General features: G+C 60.8%; 31 protein-coding genes. 2 read left to right on the top strand and 29 right to left on the bottom strand.

Going from position 1 to position 26,523, the window contains the following annotated elements:
- Window positions 1-92 precede the first annotated feature (92 nt).
- Window positions 93-2,051: a U32 family peptidase gene (locus AB5Z14_RS01380; protein WP_368129974.1), complete on the bottom strand. Its 1,959-nt coding sequence runs from the start codon at window positions 2,049-2,051 to the stop codon at window positions 93-95.
- 162 nt (window positions 2,052-2,213) lie between these two features.
- Between AB5Z14_RS01380 and AB5Z14_RS01375 the strand changes: the two genes are divergently transcribed.
- Window positions 2,214-4,412, top strand: a complete 2,199-nt coding sequence (locus AB5Z14_RS01375) for a transglycosylase domain-containing protein (protein ID WP_368129973.1) — start codon at window positions 2,214-2,216, stop codon at window positions 4,410-4,412.
- 184 nt (window positions 4,413-4,596) lie between these two features.
- Here the strand turns inward: AB5Z14_RS01375 and AB5Z14_RS01370 are convergent, their stop codons facing one another.
- The 23 genes from AB5Z14_RS01370 to yqeB all read right to left on the bottom strand — a co-directional run bounded on the left by AB5Z14_RS01370 (window position 4,597) and on the right by yqeB (window position 19,169).
- Window positions 4,597-5,034: an arginine repressor gene (locus AB5Z14_RS01370; RefSeq protein ID WP_006235280.1), complete on the bottom strand. Its 438-nt coding sequence runs from the start codon at window positions 5,032-5,034 to the stop codon at window positions 4,597-4,599.
- 132 nt (window positions 5,035-5,166) lie between these two features.
- Entirely contained in the window at window positions 5,167-6,165 is a 999-nt protein-coding gene (locus AB5Z14_RS01365; RefSeq protein WP_368129972.1) for a glycosyltransferase family 2 protein, read from the bottom strand.
- Window positions 6,166-6,368: 203 nt separating this feature from the next.
- Window positions 6,369-7,193: a tRNA pseudouridine(38-40) synthase TruA gene (gene truA / locus AB5Z14_RS01360; protein ID WP_117629206.1), complete on the bottom strand. Its 825-nt coding sequence runs from the start codon at window positions 7,191-7,193 to the stop codon at window positions 6,369-6,371.
- A 92-nt stretch (window positions 7,194-7,285) separates the two neighbouring features.
- A complete protein-coding gene (rplQ, locus tag AB5Z14_RS01355) occupies window positions 7,286-7,753 on the bottom strand; it encodes a 50S ribosomal protein L17 (RefSeq protein ID WP_006235277.1) in 468 nt (155 codons plus the stop codon).
- A gap of 30 nt (window positions 7,754-7,783) precedes the next feature.
- Window positions 7,784-8,725, bottom strand: a complete 942-nt coding sequence (locus tag AB5Z14_RS01350) for a DNA-directed RNA polymerase subunit alpha (protein ID WP_006235276.1) — start codon at window positions 8,723-8,725, stop codon at window positions 7,784-7,786.
- 32 nt (window positions 8,726-8,757) lie between these two features.
- The gene (gene rpsD, locus AB5Z14_RS01345) at window positions 8,758-9,354 is read right to left on the bottom strand and encodes a 30S ribosomal protein S4 (protein ID WP_006235275.1); all 597 of its coding nucleotides are present in this window, start codon (window positions 9,352-9,354) and stop codon (window positions 8,758-8,760) included.
- A 19-nt stretch (window positions 9,355-9,373) separates the two neighbouring features.
- Window positions 9,374-9,778, bottom strand: coding sequence for a 30S ribosomal protein S11 (gene rpsK, locus AB5Z14_RS01340; protein ID WP_006235274.1), 405 nt, complete (start codon window positions 9,776-9,778; stop codon window positions 9,374-9,376).
- Between the two features lie 14 nt (window positions 9,779-9,792).
- Complete coding sequence (gene rpsM, locus AB5Z14_RS01335) at window positions 9,793-10,167, bottom strand: 30S ribosomal protein S13 (RefSeq protein ID WP_022094275.1); 375 nt, start codon at window positions 10,165-10,167, stop codon at window positions 9,793-9,795.
- A gap of 14 nt (window positions 10,168-10,181) precedes the next feature.
- The gene (rpmJ, locus tag AB5Z14_RS01330) at window positions 10,182-10,295 is read right to left on the bottom strand and encodes a 50S ribosomal protein L36 (protein ID WP_006363204.1); all 114 of its coding nucleotides are present in this window, start codon (window positions 10,293-10,295) and stop codon (window positions 10,182-10,184) included.
- Window positions 10,296-10,445: 150 nt separating this feature from the next.
- Complete coding sequence (gene infA / locus AB5Z14_RS01325; protein WP_035137443.1) at window positions 10,446-10,664, bottom strand: translation initiation factor IF-1; 219 nt, start codon at window positions 10,662-10,664, stop codon at window positions 10,446-10,448.
- 104 nt (window positions 10,665-10,768) lie between these two features.
- Entirely contained in the window at window positions 10,769-11,557 is a 789-nt protein-coding gene (map, locus tag AB5Z14_RS01320; RefSeq protein WP_006235270.1) for a type I methionyl aminopeptidase, read from the bottom strand.
- A complete protein-coding gene (locus tag AB5Z14_RS01315) occupies window positions 11,554-12,180 on the bottom strand; it encodes an adenylate kinase (protein ID WP_055252238.1) in 627 nt (208 codons plus the stop codon). The genes map and AB5Z14_RS01315 overlap by 4 nt, the downstream gene beginning before the upstream one ends.
- 18 nt (window positions 12,181-12,198) lie before the next feature.
- On the bottom strand, window positions 12,199-13,485 hold the full coding sequence (gene secY / locus AB5Z14_RS01310) for a preprotein translocase subunit SecY (RefSeq protein WP_368129971.1): 1,287 nt from the start codon (window positions 13,483-13,485) through the stop codon (window positions 12,199-12,201).
- Window positions 13,479-13,928: a 50S ribosomal protein L15 gene (gene rplO / locus AB5Z14_RS01305; protein ID WP_006235267.1), complete on the bottom strand. Its 450-nt coding sequence runs from the start codon at window positions 13,926-13,928 to the stop codon at window positions 13,479-13,481. Before rplO ends, secY begins: the two co-directional genes overlap by 7 nt.
- A 3-nt stretch (window positions 13,929-13,931) precedes the next feature.
- Complete coding sequence (gene rpmD, locus AB5Z14_RS01300; RefSeq protein WP_006235266.1) at window positions 13,932-14,114, bottom strand: 50S ribosomal protein L30; 183 nt, start codon at window positions 14,112-14,114, stop codon at window positions 13,932-13,934.
- 2 nt (window positions 14,115-14,116) lie between these two features.
- Window positions 14,117-14,641 (bottom strand): 30S ribosomal protein S5, encoded by a 525-nt coding sequence (gene rpsE, locus AB5Z14_RS01295; RefSeq protein WP_022094279.1) that lies wholly within the window; start codon window positions 14,639-14,641, stop codon window positions 14,117-14,119.
- Between the two features lie 14 nt (window positions 14,642-14,655).
- Window positions 14,656-15,024 carry a 50S ribosomal protein L18 gene (gene rplR / locus AB5Z14_RS01290; RefSeq protein ID WP_006235264.1) on the bottom strand — a complete coding sequence of 123 codons (369 nt, stop codon included), beginning with the start codon at window positions 15,022-15,024 and terminating at the stop codon, window positions 14,656-14,658.
- 75 nt (window positions 15,025-15,099) lie between these two features.
- Window positions 15,100-15,636, bottom strand: a complete 537-nt coding sequence (gene rplF, locus AB5Z14_RS01285) for a 50S ribosomal protein L6 (RefSeq protein WP_006235263.1) — start codon at window positions 15,634-15,636, stop codon at window positions 15,100-15,102.
- A gap of 33 nt (window positions 15,637-15,669) precedes the next feature.
- Window positions 15,670-16,068, bottom strand: coding sequence for a 30S ribosomal protein S8 (rpsH, locus tag AB5Z14_RS01280; protein ID WP_006235262.1), 399 nt, complete (start codon window positions 16,066-16,068; stop codon window positions 15,670-15,672).
- A 119-nt stretch (window positions 16,069-16,187) separates the two neighbouring features.
- Complete coding sequence (locus tag AB5Z14_RS01275) at window positions 16,188-16,373, bottom strand: type Z 30S ribosomal protein S14 (protein WP_022094280.1); 186 nt, start codon at window positions 16,371-16,373, stop codon at window positions 16,188-16,190.
- 79 nt (window positions 16,374-16,452) lie between these two features.
- Complete coding sequence (rplE, locus tag AB5Z14_RS01270) at window positions 16,453-17,010, bottom strand: 50S ribosomal protein L5 (protein ID WP_006235260.1); 558 nt, start codon at window positions 17,008-17,010, stop codon at window positions 16,453-16,455.
- Window positions 17,011-17,321: 311 nt separating this feature from the next.
- Entirely contained in the window at window positions 17,322-18,365 is a 1,044-nt protein-coding gene (locus tag AB5Z14_RS01265) for an XdhC family protein (protein ID WP_368129970.1), read from the bottom strand.
- A 9-nt stretch (window positions 18,366-18,374) separates the two neighbouring features.
- Window positions 18,375-19,169: a selenium-dependent molybdenum cofactor biosynthesis protein YqeB gene (yqeB, locus tag AB5Z14_RS01260; protein ID WP_117583042.1), complete on the bottom strand. Its 795-nt coding sequence runs from the start codon at window positions 19,167-19,169 to the stop codon at window positions 18,375-18,377.
- Between the two features lie 102 nt (window positions 19,170-19,271).
- Here yqeB and yqeC point away from each other — a divergent pair, with 102 nt between their 5' ends.
- On the top strand, window positions 19,272-20,006 hold the full coding sequence (yqeC, locus tag AB5Z14_RS01255) for a selenium cofactor biosynthesis protein YqeC (RefSeq protein ID WP_368129969.1): 735 nt from the start codon (window positions 19,272-19,274) through the stop codon (window positions 20,004-20,006).
- Between the two features lie 119 nt (window positions 20,007-20,125).
- Here yqeC and hydA read toward each other — a convergent pair whose 3' ends face one another.
- The 5 genes from hydA to dpaL form a co-directional block, all read right to left on the bottom strand.
- Window positions 20,126-21,493, bottom strand: coding sequence for a dihydropyrimidinase (gene hydA / locus AB5Z14_RS01250; protein WP_368129968.1), 1,368 nt, complete (start codon window positions 21,491-21,493; stop codon window positions 20,126-20,128).
- A gap of 9 nt (window positions 21,494-21,502) precedes the next feature.
- A complete protein-coding gene (locus AB5Z14_RS01245) occupies window positions 21,503-22,117 on the bottom strand; it encodes a nucleotidyltransferase family protein (protein WP_368129967.1) in 615 nt (204 codons plus the stop codon).
- Between the two features lie 150 nt (window positions 22,118-22,267).
- Window positions 22,268-23,470, bottom strand: coding sequence for a knotted carbamoyltransferase YgeW (gene ygeW, locus AB5Z14_RS01240; RefSeq protein ID WP_055252229.1), 1,203 nt, complete (start codon window positions 23,468-23,470; stop codon window positions 22,268-22,270).
- A 201-nt stretch (window positions 23,471-23,671) separates the two neighbouring features.
- Window positions 23,672-25,057: a YgeY family selenium metabolism-linked hydrolase gene (locus AB5Z14_RS01235; RefSeq protein ID WP_055252228.1), complete on the bottom strand. Its 1,386-nt coding sequence runs from the start codon at window positions 25,055-25,057 to the stop codon at window positions 23,672-23,674.
- 72 nt (window positions 25,058-25,129) lie between these two features.
- On the bottom strand, window positions 25,130-26,344 hold the full coding sequence (dpaL, locus tag AB5Z14_RS01230) for a diaminopropionate ammonia-lyase (protein WP_055252227.1): 1,215 nt from the start codon (window positions 26,342-26,344) through the stop codon (window positions 25,130-25,132).
- Between the last annotated feature and the right edge of the window lie 179 nt (window positions 26,345-26,523).

Genomic DNA, 26,523 nt, shown 5'->3' with positions numbered 1-26,523 from the left:
TATCCTCCTTTTGCTATAGCACCCTCACCGGATACGGCGGTGCTGGAAGTCCATAAACTCTCATATGATAACAAACTGACGCGACGCGGCACCTACGACAGGAAAATCCTCGTCCTGCCGCACGCGTCAACGGCGACCGGCAGACGTGTACCGTCACGCTCGACCAGATAGCGTACCTGCCGACGACGCAAGCAGTCGCGGCAACGGACCTGTCCCGTCGCATCGGTGGCGCAGACGCCCTCGGCGGTCAGCAGGCAGTGCTCGCACACCATAAGCTCGGGACGGTCGGCGTCGACCGGACCCAAGACGCCGGGCTCAGCAGCCAGTTCGGCAATACGCTCCGCATCATTGCCGAGCAACTCGGCCGGCAAGTACACCCGCCCCACACCGAGTCCGCGCAGCCAGGCAAGCGTGGCCCGATTCGCGCAGAACACCGGCGCCGCCACGTCAAACGTCACGCCCAGCTCGCGAGCGATCACCACCTGTCCCAGGTTGCGGCAGACGACGCGCCCGGCACGCTGCATCAGTGAGCGAGTCCGGTCAGCGTCACCCGTGCGGCACACCTCGTCAAGCACCACAACGGCGTCGGACAAATCGAGTTCTCCGCGCGGGTCGGCATCCATCAGCTGCCAAGCAAAAACCATGCGAGTGGGAACCGCGCACTCCACCGACTCCGTCGACGCACCGCCATCCACCGCAACGTCCTCAAAGGGCAGCACCTCAACGGCGTGCGCAGCGGGCGCAATCGCATCCGCCTCGGCCCGCATGCGCTCCAACACCGCCGCCGTCTGATCCAACACGCCGGCGCTGCGAATCAGGTACACCTCGCAGCCCGCGTCCACCTTACGCTTGCAATGCACGACGACGCGCTTCCCCGCTGCGGCATCCACCGGGCAGGGCACCTGCGGCCAGCGCTTGGGCACATCGGGACGCGCGTCGACACCCGGATAGAACCGAATCTCGAGCGTGTCACCCGCCGCCACGGCGGCATCGAGCTCAACGGTCACCTCTTCGTGGCCCACAGCGACCAAGCGTCCCACGCGCACGCCCTGGTTAATTGCACGCTCAAAGCTCATCAGCTCGGCACCCGAACGCCCTCGCAGGTACGCATCGGTAAACCCACGGTTAAACGACCTTCCCAGCTCGCGCTCAAGCTCTTCCACGGCACCGGGGTCCCACGCGCCGTCGCGCAGCATATCGAACGCCCGGCGCCAAACCCGCACCACGTTGAATACGTAATCGGGGTTCTTCATGCGTCCCTCGATCTTGAGCGACGCAACGCCAGCATCTACAAGCTCGGGCAGATGCGCAATACCCAGATAGTCATGCGGACACAGCAGACGATCCCCCTCAACGGCGACAACGCTCTGCCCCGCCTCGTCCACTAGGTCGTACGCCAGACGGCACGGCTGTGTGCAGTCGCCGCGCATCGCCGATCGTCCACGCCGCAGGGCCGAGAACTCGCACGCCCCCGAATAGCCGATGCAAATCGCACCGTGGCAGAATACCTCGATGGGCACGCCCGTGGCACAGAGCGCCGCGATCTCGTCGACCGTCAGCTCGCGCGCCGTCGTCACGCGCTCGACCCCCAACTCATCGGCGGCAAGCCGCACGGCGCCTTCGCTATGAACGCCCGCCTGCGTAGACAGGTGAATCTCGACCCCGGGAATCGCCGCGCTCAGCGCGCAGGCCAACCCGGCATCGGCCACAATCAGAGCATCGGCGCCCAGCTCCAGTGCATGAGCTCCCAACGCCACCGCGTCGGACAACTCATCGTCAAACACGAACACGTTGAGCGTCACGTACACACGCACGCCATGGGCATGCGCCACGGCGCAGCCGCGCGCAAACTCGTCATCCGTAAAGCCGTGGGCGCTCACACGGGCGTTAAAGCCGCCCAACCCCGCATAGATGGCATCGGTACCCGCGGCGATAGCCGCAAGCATCTGGTCGAGTCCGCCCGCCGGCGCCAGCAGCTCGGGCAGCGCCGCACTGACGACATCCAATCCAGTCTCGCATTGTCCGCTCGGCCCCATCGCCCGAATCGCCATCGACAAACTCCTTACCAAGGTATGCATTCACTCTGAAAAATGCCGTCTTCCAGCATACACGAGGCCTCGCGCGCCCCGTTTGGTTTATCGTGTAATAACTTATGTCCATCCTGCCCCGACGGCACATCCACCGTCCGGCACGACATACCTGGAGGTCAATATATGGGTCCTCGCCAACGACAGGGACACAGCCGTTCAAAGACGCACGCCCTGCCCATAATCCTGCTCTCGTTTTTGGGCTTTCTGCTGATTGCGGGCGTGGCGTTTGGCATCGGCATGGTCGGCAACGTCAACCGCTGGCTGTCCGATCTGCCCGACTACACCGACGCCAACGCGTATCTGGTGAGCGAGCCCACCGAGATCGTCGACTGCAACGGCAACAAGATCGCGAGCTTCTACACGCAAAACCGCAAGTCCATCACCAAGGACGAGGTCTCCCCCTACGTGCTGCAGGGCACCGTTGACGTCGAGGACGAGCGCTTCTACGAGCACGGCGGTATCGACCTGTGGGGTATCGCGCGTGCTGCGGTGGCAACCCTCGGCGGCGGGCACGAAGGCGCCTCGACTATCACCCAGCAGCTTGTGCGCAACACCATCCTGCAGGAGGAGCAGTTCGACTCGACCATTGAGCGTAAGGTGCGCGAGGCCTACATCGCCATCAAGATGGAGGACATGTACTCCAAAGACGAGATCCTCATGATGTACCTCAACACCATCTATTACGGCCACGGCGCCTACGGCATCGAGGCCGCAGCCGAGACCTATCTGTCCAAGAGCGCCGCCGACCTCACCCTGAGCGAGGCCGCGCTACTCATCGGCCTTCCCAACTCGCCTTCGCAGTACGACCCCACGGTCAATCCCGATCTGGCACTGTCCCGCCGCAACAAGGTTCTCGACAACATGCTGCGCCTGGGCCACATCACCCAGGAGGAGCACGATGCCGCACAGGCCGAGCCCATCACCCTCAACGTGACCGAAATCTCGGGCAGCGGCGTCGACGTATACTCGCAGCCCTACTTTGTCTCCTACGTCAAGCAGCTGCTGGAGCAGGAGTTCTCGACCGACGTGCTCTTTAAGGGCGGCCTGACCGTCAAGACCACCATCGACCCCACGATGCAGCAGGTGGCAGAGAATGCCGTCCGCGAGCAGCTCGACACGCTCTCGCTTGACGGCCTGGACATGGGCATGGTCGTCGTCGACCCCAAGACCGGCTACATCAAGTGCATGGTGGGCGGCTACGACTACAACGCCGACGAGAACCACGTAAACCATGCCACGGCCAAGCGTCCCGTCGGCTCCACCTTTAAGGCCTTTACGCTGGCAACTGCCATCCAAAACGGCATGAACCCCAACGTCACCCTCAACTGCAACTCGCCGCTCAAGGCCAAGGGCACCACGACCGAGGTCCAAAATTACGCCAACCAGAGCTACGGCAACATCACGCTTAAGCAGGCGACGGCATACTCCTCCAACACCGGCTACATCCAGGTGGCGGAAGCCGTCGGCAACAGCAAGATCATCTCGCTCGTCAAAAAGCTCGGCATCGACCCCGCCAAGGACAACATCGAGGACGTTCCCGTCATGACGCTCGGCACCGGCTCGATCTCGCCACTCGAGATGGCCGCCGCCTACGCGACGTTTGCCAACGGCGGCTACTATCGCCAGCCGATCGCCATCACCGAGATTGATTCTCGTACCGGTTCGGTGCTGTACCAGCACACCGACAATCCCTCACAGGTGCTTACCGAGGGCGAGACCGCCGCGGTCACCGATGTTCTGTCCGGCGTCATGAAGGGCAGCGGTACGGGTGCTGCCGGCGCCCTGAGTGTCAACCAGCCCTATGCCGGCAAGACGGGCACCACCGACAACACCACCAACCTTTGGTTCTGCGGCTATACCCCGCAGCTGGCGTGCGCCCTGTGGACCGGCTATTCCGCGGGCGAGATCCCCATCCAAAAGTACGGCACGGACCTGCTGGGCGACAGCACCAACCTGCCTGTCTTTAAGCGGTTTATGAACACCGTTCTGACCGGTACCGAGCGCGAGGAGTTTGCGACCGGAACGGCGCCCACCTACAAGAACAACAGCGTCTGGAAGTTCTACGGCACCAACAACACCAAGAAGTCGGAGAACGACGACAAGAACGAGGACGAAGAGGAAGAGGAAACCACCACAACAACTACCACGACGACCACGACCACCGAGACCACGGGCGGCGACACCACCGGCGGCACCGGTACGACCGGTGGCTCGACGGGCAGCTCCACTGGTGGCTCGACCGGCGGCGATGGCGGCACGCCTACGCCTACGCCTACGCCCACTCCCGACCCCTCGCCCACGCCTGACGATACGGTCGGCTAAGAAGTACGCGACTAAAGCCAACAAGGCCCCGAGCAGCTTATTGAACTGCTCGGGGCCTTTTAGTTTGAAGCGACCTGGTGGGCGGTCTTTATACCGGCAAACAAAAAGGGGTACCGACCAACGTCGATGCCCCTTACAAGCCACTATGTCAGCGCACACAATGCCGAGCGCACGACCCGCACACCTACTTGCGAGAATTGCTCAACTTATTGATCAGCGCCTCGAGACGCTCGCCGTCCTCGGCCGTCTGGGCAATAACCAAAATCGTATCGTTGCCGGCAAGCGAGCCAAGCACATCGGGTAACTCTGCCGCATCAACGGCGGCGGCGATGCCGGAAGCCGTGCCAGGCTGAGCCTTGATCATAACCAGATTATCAGTACGCAGAACGCCCGTTACGAGCTCGGAAACCATACGCTGCAGGTGCAGGTCCTCTGCCAGAACATAGATGCCCTCAGGGAGCTTACGCAGCCCCATATCGGCAATATCGCGAGAGACAGTCGCCTGCGTGCAATCAAAGCCCATAGCACGGAGCTCATCGACCAGCACGCGCTGCGTGCGGACATCCTTATTGCGCACAATATCTCTAATGGCATCCTGGCGCCCATTGCGTTTTTTAGCCATACAAACCCTCTCTCCAAAAGATGGCGGAGACAATCAATCAGTGATTGAATAGTTTAACGCTATTTGAAGGCTTTTGTGTATAAGAACGCATTTCGAAACAATTCTATGCAAGTTTGTTTCGTAATGAGCCGTTTAGGCGGTTTTTGCGCCCGTCCGGTTAAGAAAAGCTGCCAGATGCGTACACATCACGCAGCGCGCGGGCTTGGCGCTGGCGATCGGCCCAAACAACAGACCGAGTCCCCGATGGTTATCCTTGAGCGCGGCGACCATCTGACGGGTTCGAGGCGCCTCGAGCATATCACGCATGCGGGCGGAACGCTCGATTGACGACACCCCATGCGGGCTCAGACACAAATTCTCGATGCAGGCGACCAGTCCGGCAAAGTAGAACTTTTGGCTTGCCAGCTTGAGCCGACCACCGCTATCTGCTTCCGAGAGTGAGTCCGCAAGCTCGTCGAGCGCTCGAGTGTCATCGGATATCCTGGCATACATGGTGGGATCAAAGGCATCTGTAAGCTTAGGTGCCGCCGCGTGGAAACAAGCGTCGCCGCAGCAGGACACGAATCGTGCCTGCGAGAGCGCATAAGCCATAAACTCAACCGTACGGTACGCCTTGCCGCGCGACAGGCATGCCTCAAACAGCGGACGGCTATACATCACGCCAGAGGTCTGAGCGACTAGGCCGCCCAAAATCAACTGGGGCAGCCCAGTCACCATAGAAGACTCGTCTTCTATGGCAATAGAGGCAGCATCCAAGACACGCGAATGGCGCTCTCGATGTGCATCATAGCGGTCGAGCGACACCGTGGGGAACACTATGTCTGCCGCAGTATCGCACGCGATATCGACCATCTTGGAAAGGGACTGCGGAGCAAACCACTCATCGGCGTTCATAGCGATGATTTGAGAGCCGCGCGAGGCAGCAAAACCGGCACGAAGACAAGCGCTGTGCTTCGCGTCCTCGACGTCAATCAAATCAATATGGATGTCCCTGTCGGCAGCAACTTGAAGCGAATGGCGCACACCGGGCGCAGTATCGCGACAGACAACGACAATCTGCAAATCGTAGAGGTCTTGGTTCTGGATACTCTCGAGCGCACGCATCGCATAGCTGGGCGAACCTTCTACCACAAGGATCACCGAAAGTCGCGGATGCGAGCCACGTCGAACCAAGTTTTCCATCCTCTCGATAGCACCAAATCAAACTGTCGTTCATGGTACACCCGAGCTATAAAAGCAACGAGCCGCCTAACATGTTGCACGCCAAGAACAGATGTTGCACACGCGCAGCTCACACATAGTATGTGCAAGGCACAGACGCGCCGAGCACTCCCCTAGTCGAGAACGACAAGCTCGTCGGGGCCGTAATCCACACCCATAAACGTAAGGCCGCAGGCAGGCGCCGTGGGACCCGCAGCGGTTCGGTCACGGGCGTCAATAACCTCGCGCATCCACTGGGGATCGCGACGATGCATGCCAATCTCCACGAGCGTTCCTACAATGGTACGCACCATCGAGTGCAAAAACGCATTGCCCTCGATAGTGAAGGTCAGGATATCCTCGCCAAAAGCGACCTCGTGGCCAAACTCCGCACGCATCACGCAGCGGTGCGTGGGCTTGCCCACAGCAGAGGCAACCTTGCAAAAGCTCTTAAAGTCCTGCTCGCCCAAAAGCGCAGGGCAGGCGGCCGCCATCGCATCGACGTCGAGGGGATAGCGATGCCACCACACCGCACCGCGCGAGAGCACGGGGCGCGCATCGCGATCGGCAATACGGTACGTATACGTACGGGACCGCGCGTCAAAGCGGGCAGAAAAGCCCCTACGGGCCTTGTAGACCTCGTTTATGGCGATATCTTTGGGCAGGAGGGCATCCATAGCCCTCAGCCACCTACGGCGCGTCAGAGCAAGCTCAGCGTCCGTTACGGGCACGCTAATGTACTGGGCCACCGCATGCACGCCGGCATCGGTACGACCCGCACACGTCAGATCGATCGGGCGGCGCAGCAGCGTCTCGATAGCGCGGCGCAACTCGCCCGCAACGGTCGTCTGGCCCGGCTGCTCGGCAAATCCGCTATAGGACGAGCCATCATAGGCAACACAGAATACAAGCGTGGCATCGAGCTCAGGAATCGAATTGAAATCAGACGGCGCGGTCATGGGCGCTCCCAACAAACAATCAACGGTATCGCGACAAAAAAAGAGGGGTACGCGAACGTACCCCTCGAATATAGCCTATGCAGACGGATTGTCTACTCAGCGGTCTCCTCAGCAGGAGCCTCCTCGACGGCCTCGACCTTCTTGGGAGCAGCGGCCTTCTTGGGGGCCGGAGCAGCCTTCTTGGCCTTAGGCGTGCAAGGCTCGGTGACGAGCTCCATGATAACGATAGGAGCGTTGTCGCCCTTACGGTTGCCGAGCTTCATGATGCGGGTGTAACCGCCGTTGCGGTCCTGCCACATGCCCTGGGCAGCCTTGTCGAAGATCTCGGCAACGAGCTGCTTATCGCCGAGCTTGGCGATGGCCAGACGACGAGAGTGCAGGTCGCCCTTCTTGGCCCAGGTGATGATCGGATCGACGACCGAACGCAGCGCCTTAGCGCGGGTCTCGGTGGTCTTGATGCGGTCGTTCTCGAAGAGGGCCTTGGCCAGGCTCTTCTTCATGGCCTTGGTGTGGCTCGCATCGGTGCCGAGCTTCAGGCCCTTCTTAACGTTGTGACGCATGGTCTAGTTTCTCCTCAAATATGCGAAGCATTAAGCCTTCAGGCTCAGGCCCATGGACTCAAGCTTGTCCTTCACTTCCTCGATCGACTTAACACCGAAGTTACGGATGTTAAGCAGATCGTTCTCCGAGAACTCAACGAGCTGACGGACCGAGTGAATGCTGGCGCGCTTAAGGCAGTTGTAGGAACGGACGGAAAGGTCCAGATCCTCGATCTGCTTGTCCAGCTCGGCGTTGTCGTTGGTGACCTCGGGAGCGAAGATCGAAGCCTCCTCCTCGACCTCGGGGGTCTCGGCAAGGTTCATAAAGGCAGCCATATGCTGGTTGATGATATTGGCAGCCTGGACCACGGCGTCGCGCGGAGCGATGGAGCCGTTGGTCTCGATCTCGAGGACAAGGCGGTCGTAGTCGGTGTGCTGACCGACACGGCAAGCCTCAACGAGCTTGGCGCAACGGGAAACCGGCGAGTACAGCGAGTCGACGTGGATCACACCGATGGGATCGTTGTCGCGCTTGTTAGCCTCGCCAGAGACATAGCCGCGGCCATAGCCGATGCGCATGCTCATGGTGAGATGGCCACCCTCGGTGAGCGTAGCGATGTGCTGCTCGGGGTTGACCAGCTCAAACTCGGACGGAATAAAGAAGTCCGCACCGGTGACCTCGCAGGGGCCGTCAACCGAGATGGTGGCGGTCGCCTCGTCGGTCGTGCCGAGAGCCCTGAAGACAAGACCCTTGACATTCAGGACGATGTCGGTGACATCCTCGACCATGTTAGGGATGGTCATGAACTCGTGCTGCGCACCATCGATCTGAATAGCCTCGACGGCGGCACCCTCGAGCGAGGACAGAAGAACGCGACGAAGGGAGTTACCCAGCGTATCGCCGTAGCCACGCTCGAGCGGCTCGACGGAGACACGAGCAGACGTCTCGTTGATCTCTTCGACCTGAACCTGAGGCCTAATGAATTCTGACATGTATTACCTCCAGCCTCAGCAGCCCGGATGGACTACTTAGAGTAGAGCTCGACGATGAGCTGCTCGTTGATATCACCGCTGATCTGCTCACGCGTCGGCAGAGCGAGCACGTTACCAGACAGCTTCTCGATATCGACCTCGAGCCAGCCAGGGACCTCAAAGCGCTCGGAGGAAATCAGGGCCTCCTTGATGGGGAGGAGGTCACGGAACTTCTCGCCGACAGCGACGACGTCGCCGGCCTTGACGCGGTAGGACGGGATGTCCACGCGCTTGCCGTTCACGGTGAAGTGACCGTGACGGACGGACTGACGAGCCTCTTTGCGGGTGCGGGCAAAGCCAAGACGGAAGACGACGTTGTCAAGGCGAGACTCAAGGATGATCATGAGGTTCTCACCGGTGACGCCGTTCATCTTGCGTGCCTTGTTGAAGTAGCCGTGGAACTGCTTCTCCAGAACGCCATAGATGAACTTGACCTTCTGCTTCTCGCGCAGCTGCATGCCGTACTCAGATTCCTTGCGACGGCGCTTGGGTTGACGGATAGATTCCTTCTTGCTGCTGTAACCGAGCTCAGCGGGATCGATCCCGAGCTGACGGCAGCGCTTAAGAACAGGAGTCCTGTCGATTGCCATATTGATACGATCCTTTCAGTTACACGCGGCGACGCTTCTTGGGGCGGCAGCCGTTGTGCGGAATGGGGGTCTTGTCCTGGATGCTCGAGACCTCGAGGCCAGCAGCCTGGAGGGAGCGGATGGCGGTCTCACGACCGGAGCCGGGGCCCTTGACGAAGACAGAAACCTTCTTCATACCGTGCTCCATGGCCTGCTTGGCAGCAGCCTCGGCAGCCATCTGGGCAGCGAACGGCGTGGACTTACGGGAGCCCTTGAAGCCCACCTGTCCAGCCGACTTCCAGGAAATGACGTTGCCCTGGGGATCGGTGATCGAAACGATCGTGTTGTTGAACGTAGAACGAATGTGAGCCTGGCCCACGGAAATGTTCTTACGGTCCGCGCGCTTCAGACGGGCAGCGCGTACGTTCTTCTTAGCAGTAGCCATCTATCTAGCGCTCCTTATTTCTTCTTCTTAGCACCGATCTGACGCTTCGGGCCCTTGCGGGTACGAGCGTTAGTGTGGGTGCGCTGGCCGCGGACCGGGAGGCCCTTGCGGTGACGAAGGCCGCGGTTGCAGCCGATGTCCATAAGGCGCTTGACGTTCTGGTTGCGCTCACGGCGGAGGTCGCCCTCAACCATGATCTGGTTCTTATCGATATAATCGCGGATGGCGTTAACCTCATCCTCGGTGAGGTCCTTAACGCGCGTATCCACGTTAACGTTGCACTCGACGCAGATCTTCGTCGCAGTGGTGCGGCCGATGCCGTAAATGTAGGTCAGACCGATCTCAACGCGCTTCTCACGCGGGAGGTCGACACCATTAATACGGGCCAACGTAGTCTCCTCTCTTAACCCTGACGCTGCTTATGACGGGGGTTCTCGCAAATGACGAGGACCTTGCCATGGCGCCTAATGATTTTGCACTTATCGCACATCTTCTTGACCGAAGGACGTACCTTCATCGTTCTTCCTTTCGGTAGCGCTCAAACTACTTCCCTACTATCTACTCGCCCAGCCGCAGGCGTTTAAAACTATGGCTGGTCTTCACACACAATCCGACCGTAGGTTGAGCTAAGCCTGCAGCCGGAAATGGAGTGCGTGTATGCGTGCCGCTATTTGTAGCGATAGGTGATGCGGCCGCGGGTCAGGTCGTACGGGGAAAGCTCCACGACAACCCTGTCACCGGGGAGAATACGGATGTAATTCATTCGGATCTTGCCAGAAATGTTGCACAGAACCGAATGACCGTTCTCGAGCTCAACCTTAAACATGGCATTGGGCAACGGTTCCTTTACCGTACCCTCGAGCTCAATTGCGTCTTCCTTCTTCACAAGCAATCATCTTTCTCTAGAAAACGACAGCGATTGAGTATTCTACAACACGTATGCACGCATCGTAATAACTTCGTAATGGCTCCACAACTAAGCGGAACTTGTTACATTTCTCCGCCTTGGAGCGAACACCAAGCACCTTGCGCGTCGGTGGTGAGGATCACCGGACCGTCATTGGTAATGGCGACGGTGTTCTCGTAGTGCGCGGCGGGCAGGTGGTCGTTGGTCGTAACAATCCAACCGTCGGAGCCCGTGCTCACATGGTTGGAACCCATCGTAACCATCGGCTCGATGGCAATGACCATGCCGGCCTGGAGGCGAACGCCCCTCCCCTTCTTTCCATAGTTAGGAACGTTGGGGTCCTCGTGCATCACGCGGCCAATGCCATGACCCACATAATCACGAAGCACGCCGTAACCGTGAGACTCGGCGAGGGACTGAACGGCATAACCGACGTCCCCGATATGGTTACCGGGAACAGCCTGCTCGATGGCAGCCTTAAGGCAATCGCGCGTGACCTCGCACAGGGCCTTGGCTTCGGGCGTGGGGGTGCCGACGAAAAACGTCCATGCGTTATCGCCGACCCAACCGTCGACAACGGCTCCCGTATCGATGGAGATGATATCGCCATCGCGCAGGATCATGTCGGGGTTGGGAATACCGTGGACCACGGCATCGTTGATCGATGCGCAAATGGTCCCCGGGAACCCGCCGTAACCCTTAAAGGCAGGGGTGCCGCCATGCATGCGGATAATCTGCTCCGCGAGCTGATCGAGCTCAAAGGTCGAAACGCCGGGGCGCACCATGGCTCCAACGTGGCGGAGCGCCATCTTAGATAGCGCTCCTGCCTTCTTCATCTGCTCGATTTGCGTTGCAGACTTAATCTTGATCATAGACCGAGAGCCTCTTTGACATCCCCGTACACGGTCTCGCGAGCCTGGTCACCGTTGACCGACTTGAGCAGACCCTGGCCACGATAGTAGTCGACGAGCGGGCTCGTGGACTTCTCGTAGACGTCGAGACGGTTCTTGATGGTCTCGGGCTTGTCGTCGTCGCGCTGATACATCTCGCCTGCGCACTTGGGGCAGGTAGCATCGGCAGCCGTGCCGGTGTAACCGCAGGCGCGGCAGGTGCGACGCGAAGACAGACGATCGATGATGACCTCGGGGGCCACGTCGACCAGAAGGGCGCAGTCGATCTCGCGACCCATGGCGGAGAGCTCGGAATCGAGCGTCACAGCCTGGGCGGTGTTGCGCGGGAAGCCGTCGAGGATGAAGCCCTGCTGGGCGTCATCGGCGGCAAGGCGCTCCTTGACAAGGTCGATCACGAGCTGGTCGGGGACGAGCTCGCCAGCGTCCATGTACTTCTTAGCCTGAATACCAAGCTCGGTGCCACCCTTGACGGCAGCACGCAGCAGGTCGCCCGTGGAAATGTGAGCGACGCCAAACTCGGCGACGAGCTCCTGTGCGACGGTGCCCTTACCGGCACCGGGAGCTCCGAGCAATACGAGGTTCATGAGCAATCCTCCTCTAGCCTATTTAAAGAATCCATCGTAATCATACATCTTGATCTGGCCTTCGAGCTTATCGACCGTGTCGAGCACGACGCCGACCATGATGAGGATGGACGTGCCGCCAAATGCCTGGATCAGATGGTTACCCGTGAAGGAGAAGATGATCGAAGGCACGATGGCGATGAGCGCCAAAAAGACAGCGCTGGGAAGCGTAATCTTGTTGAGCGCGTTCTTGATGTAGGCCGCGGTAGCCCTACCCGGACGCACGCCCGGAATAAAGCCGCCCTGCTTCTTAAGGTTATCGGCCGTGTCATCGGGGTTGAACACCATGGAGGTGTAGAAGTACGCGAAGAACACGATGAGGACAACGTTAAGCACCCAGTTGAGCCAACCGGTCGAAAGCGCGGAGGCAACTGCCTGAATCCAGCCGATGCCGGGGAAGAACACGGCAATCTGAGCCGGGAAGTACAGCAGCGCCGAAGCGAAGATGATCGGCACGACACCCGCGGTGTTGACCTTGATGGGCAGGTAGGTGGTCTGGCCACCCATCATGCGACGGCCAACGACGCGTTTGGCGTAGGAGACCGGGATGCGGCGCTGGCCGCGCTCAAGGAAAACAATCAGCGGAATAACCAGCAGGATGATGGCGCAGATGATCGCCATGGTGATGATGCCACCGGCATTGCCCTCGGTGCTGGAGAAGATAGCCTGCGGCAGGCCGGCCATGATGTTCGCAAAGATGATCAGCGACATGCCATTGCCGATACCGCGCTGGGTGATGAGCTCACCAATCCACATGATCAGCATGGCGCCCGCGGTGAGCGTGCCGACAATCATGAGATCGAAGATGATCTCGGGAGCGCCGGCGCCATTGAAGCTGATGCCGAAGCTCTTAAAGAGGAAGAGGTAACCCACGGAGTTGAGGATTGACAGAGCCAGGGTGAGGTAACGCGAATACTGCGTAATCTTGGTCTGACCGACCTCGCCCTCGCGGGCAAGCTCATGCAGGGAAGGCACGACGGCCTGGAGCATCTGGAGGATGATCGAGCTGGTGATGTAAGGCATGATGCCCAGCGAAAACACCGACACATAGCTCAACGCGCCGCCAGAGAAAAGATTCAGGAGGGCCATAGCACCTGCGGCGACCGAATTGTTATCGGTCGAGAAAAGGCCCAGCATCCCCTGGAAGGGAATGCCGGGCACAGGAACGTGCGCACCAATGCGGTACACGACGAGCATAGCTATGGTAAAAAGAATCTTTTCGCGCAATTCTTTGATGCGGAAAGCATTCTTAAGACCATTTAGCACGGCAGCTCGACCTTTCCGCCGGCGGCCTCGATCTTGGCCTGCGCAGAAGCGCTGACCTTGTCGACCTTGACCGTGAACTTCTTGGTGAGCTCACCATTGCCGAGCACCTTGACGGGCTCGAACTCGCTCTTGGTGATGCGAGCGGCCTTAAGAGCGGCACCGTCGATCACAGCACCATCCTCGAACTTACGCTCGAGACGCTCAACGTTAACAGCGGTGTACTCGATACGACGGGGGTTGCGGAAGCCCGGAAGCTTGGGCAGGCGCATAGCCAGCGGAGTCTGGCCACCCTCGAAGCCGGCACCCTTGGTGCCGCCAGAGCGGGAACCCTGGCCCTTCTGACCGCGGCCAGAAGTGGTGCCGTGACCCGAAGAATTGCCACGGCCGACGCGCTTGCGGTTCTTGGTGGAACCGGGCGCGGGAGTAAGATCGTGAAGCTGCATTTGCTACTCCTCTACAATCTCGACAAGGTGCTTGACCTTGAAGATCATGCCGCGGACGGACTCGTTGTCAGCAATCTCGCGAACCTCGCGGATCCTGTGGAGACCGAGGGCACGGACAGTACGGACCTGGTCCTGCTTGCAACCGTTGGTGCTGCGGACCTGCTTGATCTTGATGGTGTCAGCCATGCTTAGTTCTCCTTACCGACGAACATCTCGGAGACCGTCAGGCCACGGCGAGCCGCGACGTCCTCAGGGCTGGAGAGCTCCTTGAGGCCCTCGACGGCAGCCTTGATGATGTTGAGGCCGTTGTCGGTACCGAGGGACTTGGACAGGACGTTCTTGATGCCAGCAAGCTCGAAGAGGGGACGCACAGCGCCGCCGGCGATAACGCCGGTACCCTCGACAGCGGGCTTGATGATGATGCGGCCGGCACCAAAGTGACCGAGAACCTCGTGCGGAATGGTGCCCTGATCGGTCACCGGCACGTGGAACATGTTCTTCTTGGCATCGAGAGACGCCTTGGAGATGGCCATGGGCACCTCAGCGGACTTGCCCATGCCAACGCCGACGTTGCCCTTGCCGTCGCCAACGACGACGAGAGCGACGAGGCTCATGCGACGACCACCCTTGACGGTCTTCGACACGCGGTTGATGTAAACGACGCGCTCCTCGAACTCGGAGGCCTCGCGCTGCTGCTTCTGATTACGAGCCATGTGCTACATACCTCCTAGAACTCGAGACCGGCGGCACGAGCACCGTCGGCGAGGGCCTTGACGCGGCCATGGTAGATACGGCCACCGCGATCGAAGGCGACCTTGGTGATGCCGGCCTCGATGGCGCGCTTGCCAACGAGCTGACCGACCTTCTCCGCAGCCTCCTTGTTCGAGGTGTGGGTGCCCTTGAACTCGGCCTCGAGGGTCGAGGCAGAGACGAGCGTCAGGCTGGAGCCCTTGCTGTCGTCGATGATCTGGGCATAGATGTTGGCGTTAGTACGGGTCACGCGAAGACGCGGACGCTCGGAGGTACCCGAGACCTTGCCGCGAACACGACGCTGACGACGCTTGAGGCCTTCCAGCTTCGCCTTATGCTTGTTCATACGTAAACTCCTAAAAAGGTTGATCTTGCCAGCACCTGACGGGGTGCTGGTCTTATGCGAGTGAGTCGGTTACGACTACTTGGCGGCCTTACCCAGCTTGCGGCGGATGTGCTCGCCAACGTAGTGGATACCCTTGCCCTTGTAAGGCTCGGGAGGACGATGGCCGCGGATCTCAGCGGCGATCTGACCGACCTGCTGCTTGTTGATACCCTTGACGTTCACGTGGGTGTTGTCGGGAACCTCGAAGGTGATACCCTCGGGAGCCTCGACGATCACGGGGTGCGAGAAGCCCAGGGAGAACTCGAGGTTCTTGCCCTTCTGCTGCACGCGGTAACCGACGCCGGCGAGCTCGAGCTTCTTCTCGAAGCCCTCGGAAACGCCAACAACCATGTTGTGGATGAGGGCGCGGGTGAGGCCGTGGCGGGCACGGGTCTCACGCTCGTCGTCGGGACGGGAAACGGTGAGGACGTTGTCCTCGACGTTGATAGCGAGCTTCTCAAAGACATCGAGCTCGAGCTGGCCCTTGGGGCCCTTGACGACAACGTTGTTGCCGTTGACTGCCACTTCGACTCCGGCGGGAATCTGGACAGGCTTATTACCGATACGAGACACGGTGATCTCCTTTCCTTCTACCTACCGAGCGAATTACCAGACGTAAGCGATGATCTCGCCGCCGACGTTGTGCTTGCGAGCATCGCGGTCGGTCATGACGCCATGGCTGGTGGAAATAATGGCGGTACCAAGGCCACCGCGGACGCGGGGCATGTCGGCAACGCCGGTGTACTTACGCAGGCCCGGCTTGGAAATGCGGCGAATGCCGTTGATGACCTTAGCCTTCTTGGGACCATACTTAAGCGTGATGTGCAGAGTCTTCTGGGGAACGGTGTCCTCGACATCGTAGCCCTCGATGTAGCCCTCCTCGTGCAGAACACGAGCGATCTCGACGAGCTTCTTGCTGCTCGGCATGGAGACCGTGGCCTTGTTCACAGAGTTAGCGTTACGGATGCGCGTAAGCATATCTGCGATCGGGTCTGTAAGGTTCATACAGATTCTCCTTCGTTCTTGATGAACACGTGCTCTTGGTTCTTCGCCGCCCTTAACGGCAAAGCCTTTTTAGCGCGTTTTCCCTGTTCCAAACTGATGCTTGAAACGCTGGTAGTGACTTACCAGCTGGCCTTCTTAACGCCGGGAAGCTCGCCCTTGAGTGCAAGCTCGCGGAAGCAGACACGGCACAGGCCGAACTTGCGGTACACAGAGTGCGGACGGCCGCAGCGCTGGCAGCGCGTGTACTCACGAGTAGAGAACTTCTGCTTGCGATTGCACTTGACGATCATCGATGTCTTAGCCACTTATATCCTCCTCACATAGAGTATTGTTCGCCCCAAGCGCCGCCCCCTTGTGGGAACGGCGCTTATAGGGCAGGTGAACCTATTTCTTGAACGGGAAACCGAAGGCGTCCAGAAGGGCCTTGGCCTCCTCATCGGTGTTGGCGGTGGTCACGAAAGTGATGTCCATACCACGCTGGTGATCGACGGAGTCGAAGTCGATCTCGGGGAAGATGAGCTGCTCGGTGACGCCCATGGAGAAGTTACCACGGCCGTCGAAGCTCTTGGCGGAGATGCCGCGGAAGTCGCGGATACGGGGGATCGCGACGGAGGTCAAACGATCGAAGAACTCCCACATACGGTCGCCACGCAGGGTAACCTTGCAGCCGATCGGCATACCAGCGCGCAGGCGGAAGGTAGCGATGGACTTGCGGGCACGGGTGATCATCGGCTGCTGGCCGGTGATGGCGCGCAGGTCGCGCACGGCACCGTCGATGGCCTTGGAATCGGTAGCGGCCTCGCCGACACCCATGTTCACGACGATCTTCTCAAACTTAGGGATCATCATGACGTTCTCGTACTGGAACTTATCCTGAAGCTGCTGCTTGACCTCGTTGTTGTACTTGGTCTTCAGACGCGGCACATACTTCTCTTCTGCCATTGTTCACTCCTTCTTGGGGTTTTAAGCACGGGGCGTGGCCACGATGGGTTGTCCTCGTGCCTCCTGGCTGCATCCGCGCCGCTCATGGCATTTCGCGGTTTGGACTCGACGCAGCAGGAGCCGACAAAACAATCGGTACTATACGCGCATCGGGAGCGTATTTCCAGAAAAACCTCGTCTGCCTGCACAACTCCACAACTCCCCCGCACAAATGGGTCCCAAAAAGCAGTTGCGGTGAAATAGGGACCGTTTGACGGCTTAACAGGCTTTAACAGTCCGTATTTCACCGCAACTCATATATGGGGATGCGATTAGCGCTTGCGGGGGACGAGCTTGGTGCGGCGCAGGTGGATCATCTCGGCAGCGATGGAGATGGCAATCTCCTCGGGATCCTCGGCCTCGATGGCAACGCCGATCGGCAGGTGCAGCCCGTCGATCTGGTCCTGCGTAAAGCCCTCCTGCTCCAGGCGGGCGCGCACAAAGGCCGTCTTACGGCGCGAGCCCAAGCAGCCCAGATAGGCGGGTTTGGCGCGCATGGCCTGAATCACCACGTCGATATCGGACTTGTGACCTGCTGTGGCGACGACCACCAGGTCGCGCGGACCGATGGGACACAGCTCGCTCAGGTTCTTGTAATCGACCAGGCGACGATCGTAGACGCCGGGCACCCATTCGGGCGTCAGCGTGCCGGGGCGGTCATCGCACGCCACGACGGCAAAGCCCGCCGCCGTGAGCACGCGCGCCGTCGCGGCGCCCACGTGTCCGCAGCCAAAGATGTAGGTCAGGCCCTCGGGGCAGAGCGTCTCGATGTGCGCCGGGGGAATCTCGGAGGCGGCGTTGGTGTAGGTGACCTTACTCCCCTCCTCCACCAGCGAAAGCTCGGGGCAGCCCGCAATGGTATGGCGCGATGCCCCGCCATGGTACTCGGCCACATCGCCCTCGAGCGCGTTTGCGATAAACGGTTCAAAGTCGATGACGAAGTCGCCGATGCGTCGATACGCCAAGACGTCGGCAACCGACTGGAACAACGGCACCTGCGATACATCCAGGTGCAGATAGCACAGGCAGATGGCTCCGCCGCAGATCATGCCGGTATCGGAGTTCTCGCCGCCCATGGTGTAGCGGACCAGACGCGATTGCCCTGCGGCCAGCAGCTCGCGCGCCTCGTTCAGCGCAAAGAGCTCGATCTTGCCGCCGCCGATGGTACCTGCTTGGCTGCCATCGGCAAAGACGGCCATCCAGGTGCCCACGCCGCGCGGCGATGACCCTGCCGTGCCGGCAACTACCACCAGCTCGCACGTCTTACCAGCCTTCAGAGCGCCAAGCGCAGCATTCACCACATCGAGCTTTTCCATTGCAATTTCCTATCCCTGGAATACACCGGTGAGCATGGCGAGCGCCTCGAGCACGCCGCCGCCGACCGACGTCGCCTTGTCCGAAATATAGTTGATATAGCTGGCATCGCCGCGCGGGTCGACGTCGGCACATTTAAAGCCCTCGGTCACCTGAACGCCGTCGGCCAAAAGGCCGCGCAAGCAGCCATCGATCTGCGTGCACATGGGCGTATCGCCCGCGTAGCCAATCACGTCTCCGGCGCTCACGATATCGCCGATCGCATGGTCGGACCTAAACACACCGGCAGCGGGGCTGTGGATAACACGTTCCTTGCCATAGCCGGCGATGACACCCGGCACGCCCGTGTTGGGCTGGGGCGAACCTTGGGTAATGACACGGCCGAGAAAATGCCCGCGCATGGTCTCGACCACGGCGTCGCAATCGACCGGCGCGGTAAAGCCCGGCCCCACGGCAATGACGGCAGGCGCCATGTCGCGCGTGGTGCCCAAGTTGCGCTTGGCCAAAATCGCGTCGACCACAGCCGCGGGTTTCAGCTCGCCGAGCATCTTGGCCTGAGGGTCCACCACAACGGCGACGTCTCCGGCCTCGGTAATCTCAAGCGCCTCAGCCGGCGTCTGCGCCAAGCGAGCGCGAATGCCTTCGACCTCGACCTCGCCCAGGCGAATGGCCTCGCAAAAACTAATTGTGCGGCGGATGCACGTGGGAACCGCGATATCGGCCATAACGACCGACACGCCGGAGCGCACCAAACGGGCAGCGACGCCCGTGGCGATATCGCCGGCGCCGCGAACATAAACGAGCATTCCCGGGACACCTCCCTGTGCTACGGTTTGAGCAGAGCAAAAGCGGTTCGACCGCTGCTCTGATGATTATTTATTATCACAGTATTATACGGCGGTGAACATATGGAAACGGTTAACGGTAATCTTGCCTCGGCGCTCAGGATCGAGCCGGGCATTACCGCGATTATCGGCAGCGGCGGCAAGTCGACCTTGCTCAAGACGCTGAGCCTTGAGCTCATGCGCTCTGGCGGCCGCGTGCTCCTCTGCACCACCACGCATATGTTTCCCGTCGCCGGCGTGCCGTGGGACGGATCGAGCCGTCGTCTGGACGCCGCGCCCTGGAAGCCAGGTGCCTTACACGCCCCAGGCTGCACCTGCGAGGCCTGCGCGGGGCTTGTGCGGGGAAGGATCTGCCAAGCAGGTGTCTTGGACCCCCAGACGGGCAAGCTCTCCTCCCCCGCCGCGCCGCTCGACCAGCTGGCGCAGCGCTTTGACTACGTCCTGGCCGAGGCGGACGGCAGCAAGCGGCTCCCGCTCAAGGCGCACGCCGCCTGGGAGCCGGTAATTCCCGCCGCCACGGCAAACGTTGTCTGGGTCGTCGGCGCCTCGGGGCTCGGCAAGCCCATCAACGAAGCCGTCCACCGCCCCGAGCTCTTTTGCGAACGTTGCGGCTGCGAGCCCACCGACATCGCCACGCCCGAGCGCGTCGTCCAGGTGCTCAATGCCGAGATGCAGGCGCTGAAGCTCAGCACCGCACGCGTCATGCTCAACCAAGTCGACGCACTTGCCGACTCAACGATAGCCGACCGCTTCCAGGCAGCCCTCGGCCGCCCCGTCGTCGCCACCAACCTCAAGTAGCTGGCGCTGCCCCAGCAGGCCTATAAGTTGCGGTGGAATAGTTCCTGAAACGGCCTATTTGGCGGCTAAACAGGAACTATTCCACCGCAACTGCGGAGGGAAATCCGGTGATCTTCCTGCTAGCGGGGCACGTAGCGACCGGGCTGGGCCCCGGTGGGCTCGCCGTCGCGCGCGGCCAGCACGCCGTTCACAAACACGGCCTTGGCGCGGCCATGTGCCTCAAAACCCTCGAGCGGCGTGTAGTCCACAGCCTGATGCTGCGTCGCGGCACTGATCGTCCAGCGCGCCTTGGGATCCCACACGCACACGTCGGCATCGGAGCCCTCGGCAAGACAGCCCTTGCGCGGGTACATGCCAAACACGCGCGCCGGGTTCTCGCTCATCAGGCGGCAGAGGTCCTCGGGGCCCAGCTGTCCCTCAAAGCTCGTGGCAATCGCGACGGGACGATGCTCCACGCCGGGCCCGCCGTTGGGAATCGCGCGGAAGTCGTCGCGCCCGCGGTCCTTTTGCCCGTGCAGATTAAAGCTGCAGTGGTCGGTGGCGATGGTATCGATCTCGCCGGCCACAAGCGCCTCGCGCAGGGCCGCACGGTCGCCGGCATGGCGCAGCGGCGGACTCATCACATACTTGGCACCCGCGAAGCCGTCCTCTCCCTGCTCCAGATAGCAGGTGTCGTCGAGCATCAGATATTGAGGGCAGGTCTCGACATAAATATTCTTCTGCCCGCGCGCCTTGGCAGCGCGAATGGCCTCGAGCCCCAGCTTGGTCGAAAGGTGCACCACGTTGACCGGAGCATCCCCGGCCAAGTGCGCCAGATACAGCAGCCGGCTCACTGCCTCGGCCTCGCACACGTCCGGACGGCTGAGCGCATGGCCCTCGGGCCCGTGGATACCCTGCTCAAACACGCGCTTCTGCAGTTCATTCACCAGCGTACCGTTCTCGCAATGCACGCACAGGATACCGCCCAGGCGCTTGAGCTCCTCGAGCACCTCGAGCGTCTCGGCATCGTCCAGGCGCAGATGATCGTAGGCAAAGTAGGTCTTAAACGACGACACGCCCGCCTCGCGAATGGCCGAAAGATCGGCGCGATTGCGCTCGTTCCACTCGGCGAGTGCCATATGAAAAGCGTAGTTAGCCGTGCAGGTTCCATCGGCACGCCGGTGCCACTCGGCAAGGGCATCGGGCATGGTCACGCCGCGATCGGCTGTCGCGTAGTCCACAATAGTCGTCGTGCCGCCGCAGGCAGCCGCACGCGTACCGGTCTCAAAGCTATCGGCTGTCCAATCCATGCCGGTCCAGCACTGCATGTGCGTGTGGCCGTCGATAAAGCCGGGAAACACCCAGCAGCCCGCGGCATCCTCGACGGTATCGCCCTCGGCCGGCTCAATCGCCGCGGCGATCCGCACGATCTTATCGCCATCCATGGCAAGATCGGCGCGGCGAAGCCCCTGGGGCGTCACGAGTGCGCCGTTTTTGATGATGATCATAATTGCTCCTTATTGATTGATGCAGTTGGCCACGCGATCAAAATACGAGCAGGCGGCGATATGTTCCGTTATGCGTCGCTGTCCCTTGACGGTATCGACGTCCCACAGCTCGTAGGCACGCGCCTCGACCAGCACCACGTCGGTACGGTCCTTGAGGATCGAACCGCCGCCGTCCTTACCCTCAAGACACATAAGTGCATCGAACAGTTCCGCCGGAAAGAGCACCGGGCTCGAAGGCTCACCGTTGCACGCAAGACGCACCGGATGCTTGCGGCCACGCTCGTCAAATGCACGAACCATAGCCTCAAAAGAATCCGAACTCACGAGCGGCTGGTCGCCGGGCAAAAAGAGGCAACCCTTCCAGCCGCGGCTCACCCCCCACGAAAGGCCCGCACGGACGCTTTCGCTGCGCAGCTCGCCATCGTGCAGCACGCACGGGCAATGCTTGTCCTCGCAAATCTGGGCGACCTCGGGCCAACGCGTCGAAACCACAACGTCAAAGCCCCGGGGAACCGAATCGATAGTCCGGGCAATCAGCGGCTTGCCATAGATATCGGCAAGCATCTTGTTAGAGCCAAACCGCTTACCCTCGCCCGAGGCCATAATGACGCAACCAAGTTTCATGGCGATACCTCCCCTGAAACCATCGTACCCATAACTCGCGTCGCGGGGCATCTACATCGAAAGCGCTTATCCCGCACGCCCACGATGCAAAAAGGGGCACCCCGCCGGTTGGCAGAGCGCCCCCTTTACATGGCTTACCTCAACCCAGCTTTAGGCCTGGAACCAACGGGCGGTGTTGCGCTCGTCGAGGGCCTTGAGGGTAGCGGCGGGATCGGCAACCTTCTGCAGGAACATCATGGCTGCGATGGCGTACGGCTTGTAGCTGGCCTCCTTGTACATGCCCACGCGGTGCATGTCGAAGACGTCGGCGTTGACCTCGCCGTGCTCGCAAGAGACACCGGAGATGTCGGCGGGCAGCGGATGCATAAAGATGGTGTCCTGGCCGTTGGCAGTCTTCTCCATGAGCTCGGTCGTGGAGCACCAGTCCTGATGCGTAGCGTTCTGGGCGAGCAGCTCCTTCTCGAGCGCGGCGATGCCGGCATCGTCGCCCTCGGCGTACAGGTTGGTGCGCTTCTCCATGGCGGCAAACGGAGCCCAGCTCTTGGGGATCACGATGTCGGCGCCCTCGAAGGCCTCGGCCATGGTGTTGACCTGCTTAAAGGTGGTGCCGGACTCGGCGGCATAGCCCTTGGCGCGCTCGACGACCTCGGGCATGAGGTCGTAGCCCTCGGGGTGAGCCAGGGTGACGTCCATGCCAAAGCGGGGCAGCAGGCTGATCAGCGACTGCGGGCAGGACAGCGGCTTGCCGTAAGAGGGCGAATAGGCCCAGGTGACAGCAACCTTCTTGCCCTTGAGGTTCTCAAGACCGCCAAACTCGTTGATGAGGTAGAGCATGTCGGCAGAGGACTGCGTGGGGTGATCGGAGTCGGACTGCAGGGAGATGAGCGTGGGACGGTGATCCAGAACGCCGTCCTCGTAGGCCTGCTGGACAGACTCGGAGACCTCGGCCATGTAGGCGTCGCCCTTGCCGATGTACATGTCGTCGCGGATGCCGATGACGTCGGCCATGAAGGAGATCATGGTAGCGGTCTCGCGGACGGTCTCGCCGTGAGCGATCTGGGACTTCTTCTCGTCCAGGTCCTGCAGCTCAAGACCGAGCAGGTTGGCTGCCTTAGAGAAGGAGAAGCGCGTACGGGTGGAGTTGTCACGGAACAGGGAGACGGCCAGACCCGAATCGAAGATCTTGGACGAAACGTTGTTCTCGCGCAGCTCGCGCAGGGCGTCGGCGACGATGTAGAGCGCCTTGAGCTCATCGGTGGTCTTATCCCAGGTGTGCAGGAAGTCGCTGCCGTACATGCCCTTAAAATCGAGGCCGTTCAGCTGCTCGACGAGCTCGGTAAACTTGGCGTCCATGTAAATATCCTTTCCAAAGATGAAACGATTGCAATGAGTAGATGTGCTCCGGCATGCGCGTGTGGCTAGAACATGCAGAGCACTATGACGAGGACCCGCTACCGTTGAGGAAGCATGGGAGATAACGACCGCGGGCCCCAAGTCAACAGGGGGTGCCGGGGACACGAGCTGTCCCCGGCTCAACAAGATCGAGGAATGGGACTAATCGATCTTGTTGTTGGTCAGACCGGCGCGGAACACGGTGGCGTCGCCATCGGCCTGGCTCGGATCGTAGAGGTTCAGGGCAGCCACATACATGGCGGCAGCGGTGACCAGGTCGTCCTTGTAGGTGACCTCGTTGGGAGCGTGAGCCTGAGACTCGGCACCCGGGCCGAAGCCGACGCAGGGGATGCCATAGCGGCCCTGGATGGAAACGCAGTTCGTGGAGAAGGTCCACTTGTCGCACAGCGGGCGACCGGTGCGCTTGTCCATGCTGGGCTCGCAGCCGATGCGCTCGTCACCGAACATGGCCTTGTGGGCGTCGACGAGGGCCTTGACGTGCGGAGCGGTCTCCTTGTTGATCCACGTGGGGAAGTAAGCCTCGGTCTCGTAGACCTCGCCGGTCCAGGACGGACGGTCGTACATGTACATGGAGACCTTCACGTCGTCGCCGTACTTCTTGGCGGCCGGCAGGTTACGGATCTCGTCCAGGCAGGACTCCCAGGTCTCACCGGCGGTCATGCGACGGTCGATGGAGATGGCGCAGGAGTCAGCGACAGCGCAGCGGCTGGGGCTGGTGTAGAAGATCTGGCTGACGGTGCAGGTGCCGCGGCCCAGGAAGCGGGCGTCCTCGAAGTGCTCGGGGTTGTACTTGGGGTCGAGCATCTTGACGAGGCCCTTGATGTCGGTCGACTCGTCACAGCCGTTGTTGTTGAGGGCGCGGACGTCGGCGATGATGTCGGCCATCTTGTAGATGGCGTTGTCGCCGCGGTCGGGAGCGGAGCCGTGGCAGGAGGTGCCGTGAACGTCGACGCGGATCTCCATGCGGCCGCGGTGACCGCGATAGATGCCGCCGTCGGTGGGCTCGGTGGAAATGACGAACTCGGGCTTAATGCCGTCCTTGTTGTAGATGTACTGCCAGCACATGCCGTCGCAGTCCTCTTCCTGGACGGTGCCGACGACCATGATCTTGTAGCCCTCGGGGATGAGGCCCATGTCCTTCATCATCTTGGCAGCATAGGTAGCAGAAGCCATGCCGCCCTCCTGGTCAGAGCCGCCGCGGCCGTAGATGATCTCGTCGGTCTCGTAGCCCTCATAGGGATCGGCATCCCAGTTCTCGATGTTGCCGATGCCGACGGTGTCGATATGGGAGTCGATGGCGATGATCTTGTCGCCCTCGCCCATAAAGCCCATAACGTTGCCCAGGCCGTCGACCTTGACCTCGTCATAGCCAAGGCTCTCCATCTCGGCCTTGATGCAAGCGACAACCTCGCCCTCCTCGCAGGACTCAGAGGGATGGGAGATCATGGCGCGCAGGAAGCGAGTCATATCAGCACGGTGGGACTCAGCAGCAGCCTTGATAGCGTCGAAATCGAGTTCTTTAGCCATTGTTCATAACCTTTCAAACGAAGGAATCTACCTGTGAGGTGGCGGAGCGATACCTATTTACTCCGCCCAGTATTAGCAAGTGGGGTATTCGCCCTCCCAGACGATGCGACGGTACTGATCCGGGTCCGTGTCGCCTTCCGTGGAGAAGCAGAGCACGGAGCTCGTCTTGTCCAGGCCGATGAGCTCCTTGAGCTCGGCGTACTCGGGATCGAGCATAAGGGTCTCGACCAGACCGGTGGTCACGGCGCCGGACTCGCCGGAGATAACGCGCGGGTCGCCCTTCTCGGGAGCGCCCAGGGTGCGCATGCCGCGAGCGGTGACCCAGTCGGGGCAGGACACGAAGGCGGTGGTGTGGTTGCGCAGGATATCCCAACCCAGGATGTTGGGCTCGCCGCAGCACAGGCCGGCCATGATGGAGGGCATGTCGCCGTCCACGATGCGCGGATCGCCGTCGCCGGCGGCAGCGCCCTTGTACAGGCAGGCGGCAGGCGCGCACTCGACCACGACGAAGGTGGGCGGGTTATCGGGATACAGGTTGGTGAAGTAGCCCACCACGGCGCCGGCGAGCGAGCCCACGCCAGCCTGGACAAAGACGTGCGTCGGGCGGTTGATGGCCATCTCGCGCAGCTGCTCGGCAGCCTCGGAAGCCATGGTGCCGTAGCCCTCCATGATCCAAGACGGGATCTTCTCGTAGCCCTCCCAGGCAGTGTCCTGAACGATGACGCCGCGCTCGCAGGCATCGGCCTCGGCGGCGGCCATGCGCACGCACTCGTCGTAGTTGACCTCTTCGATGGTCACCGTGGCGCCCTCGGCGGCGATGTTATCGAAGCGGGGCTTGGTGGAACCCTTGGGCATGTGCACGACGGCCTTCTGGCCCAGCTTGTTGGCAGCCCATGCCACGCCGCGGCCATGGTTGCCGTCGGTGGCGGTAAAGAAGGTAGCCTGGCCAAAGTCCTTGGCAAGCTGATCGGAGGTCAGGTAATCGAAGGTGCACTCGGCAACGTCCTTGCCGGTCTCGTCGGCAATGTAATTGGCCATGGCAAACGAACCGCCCAGAACCTTAAAGGCGTTGAGGCCAAAGCGATAGCTCTCGTCCTTAACGCACAGGTTGGACAGGCCCAGGCGCGCGGCCTGGCCGTCCAGGCGGGCAAGCGGAGTGACGGTGTACTGGGGGAACGACTGGTGGAAGGCGCGGGCCTTCTTCACGTGGTCGAGGCTCATGATTCCCAAGTGCTTGTCATCGCTCTTGGGCATCGTGTTGCCCGCCCACTGGATCTTATCGGCCATACGGTGAACTCCTTAAGTTCTCTCTTGCCGGCCCCCGCATACGCGTTTCAGCCCATTCCCATTCATGCGACTGAACTTTTATGTGGATGCCAAACAAAAAGTTTGTTAGTACTGTTCTATCACACTTTTTGATTGGTAAACCTAACAAATTGTTTGTTGCCGTAATCGGTACCTTTTCG

This window comes from Collinsella aerofaciens (assembly GCF_040910265.1).
Taxonomy (GTDB): Bacteria; Actinomycetota; Coriobacteriia; order Coriobacteriales; family Coriobacteriaceae; genus Collinsella; species Collinsella aerofaciens_BK.
Note: the sequence above shows the minus strand (reverse complement) of the source record. Positions and strands in the feature narration are given on the sequence as shown.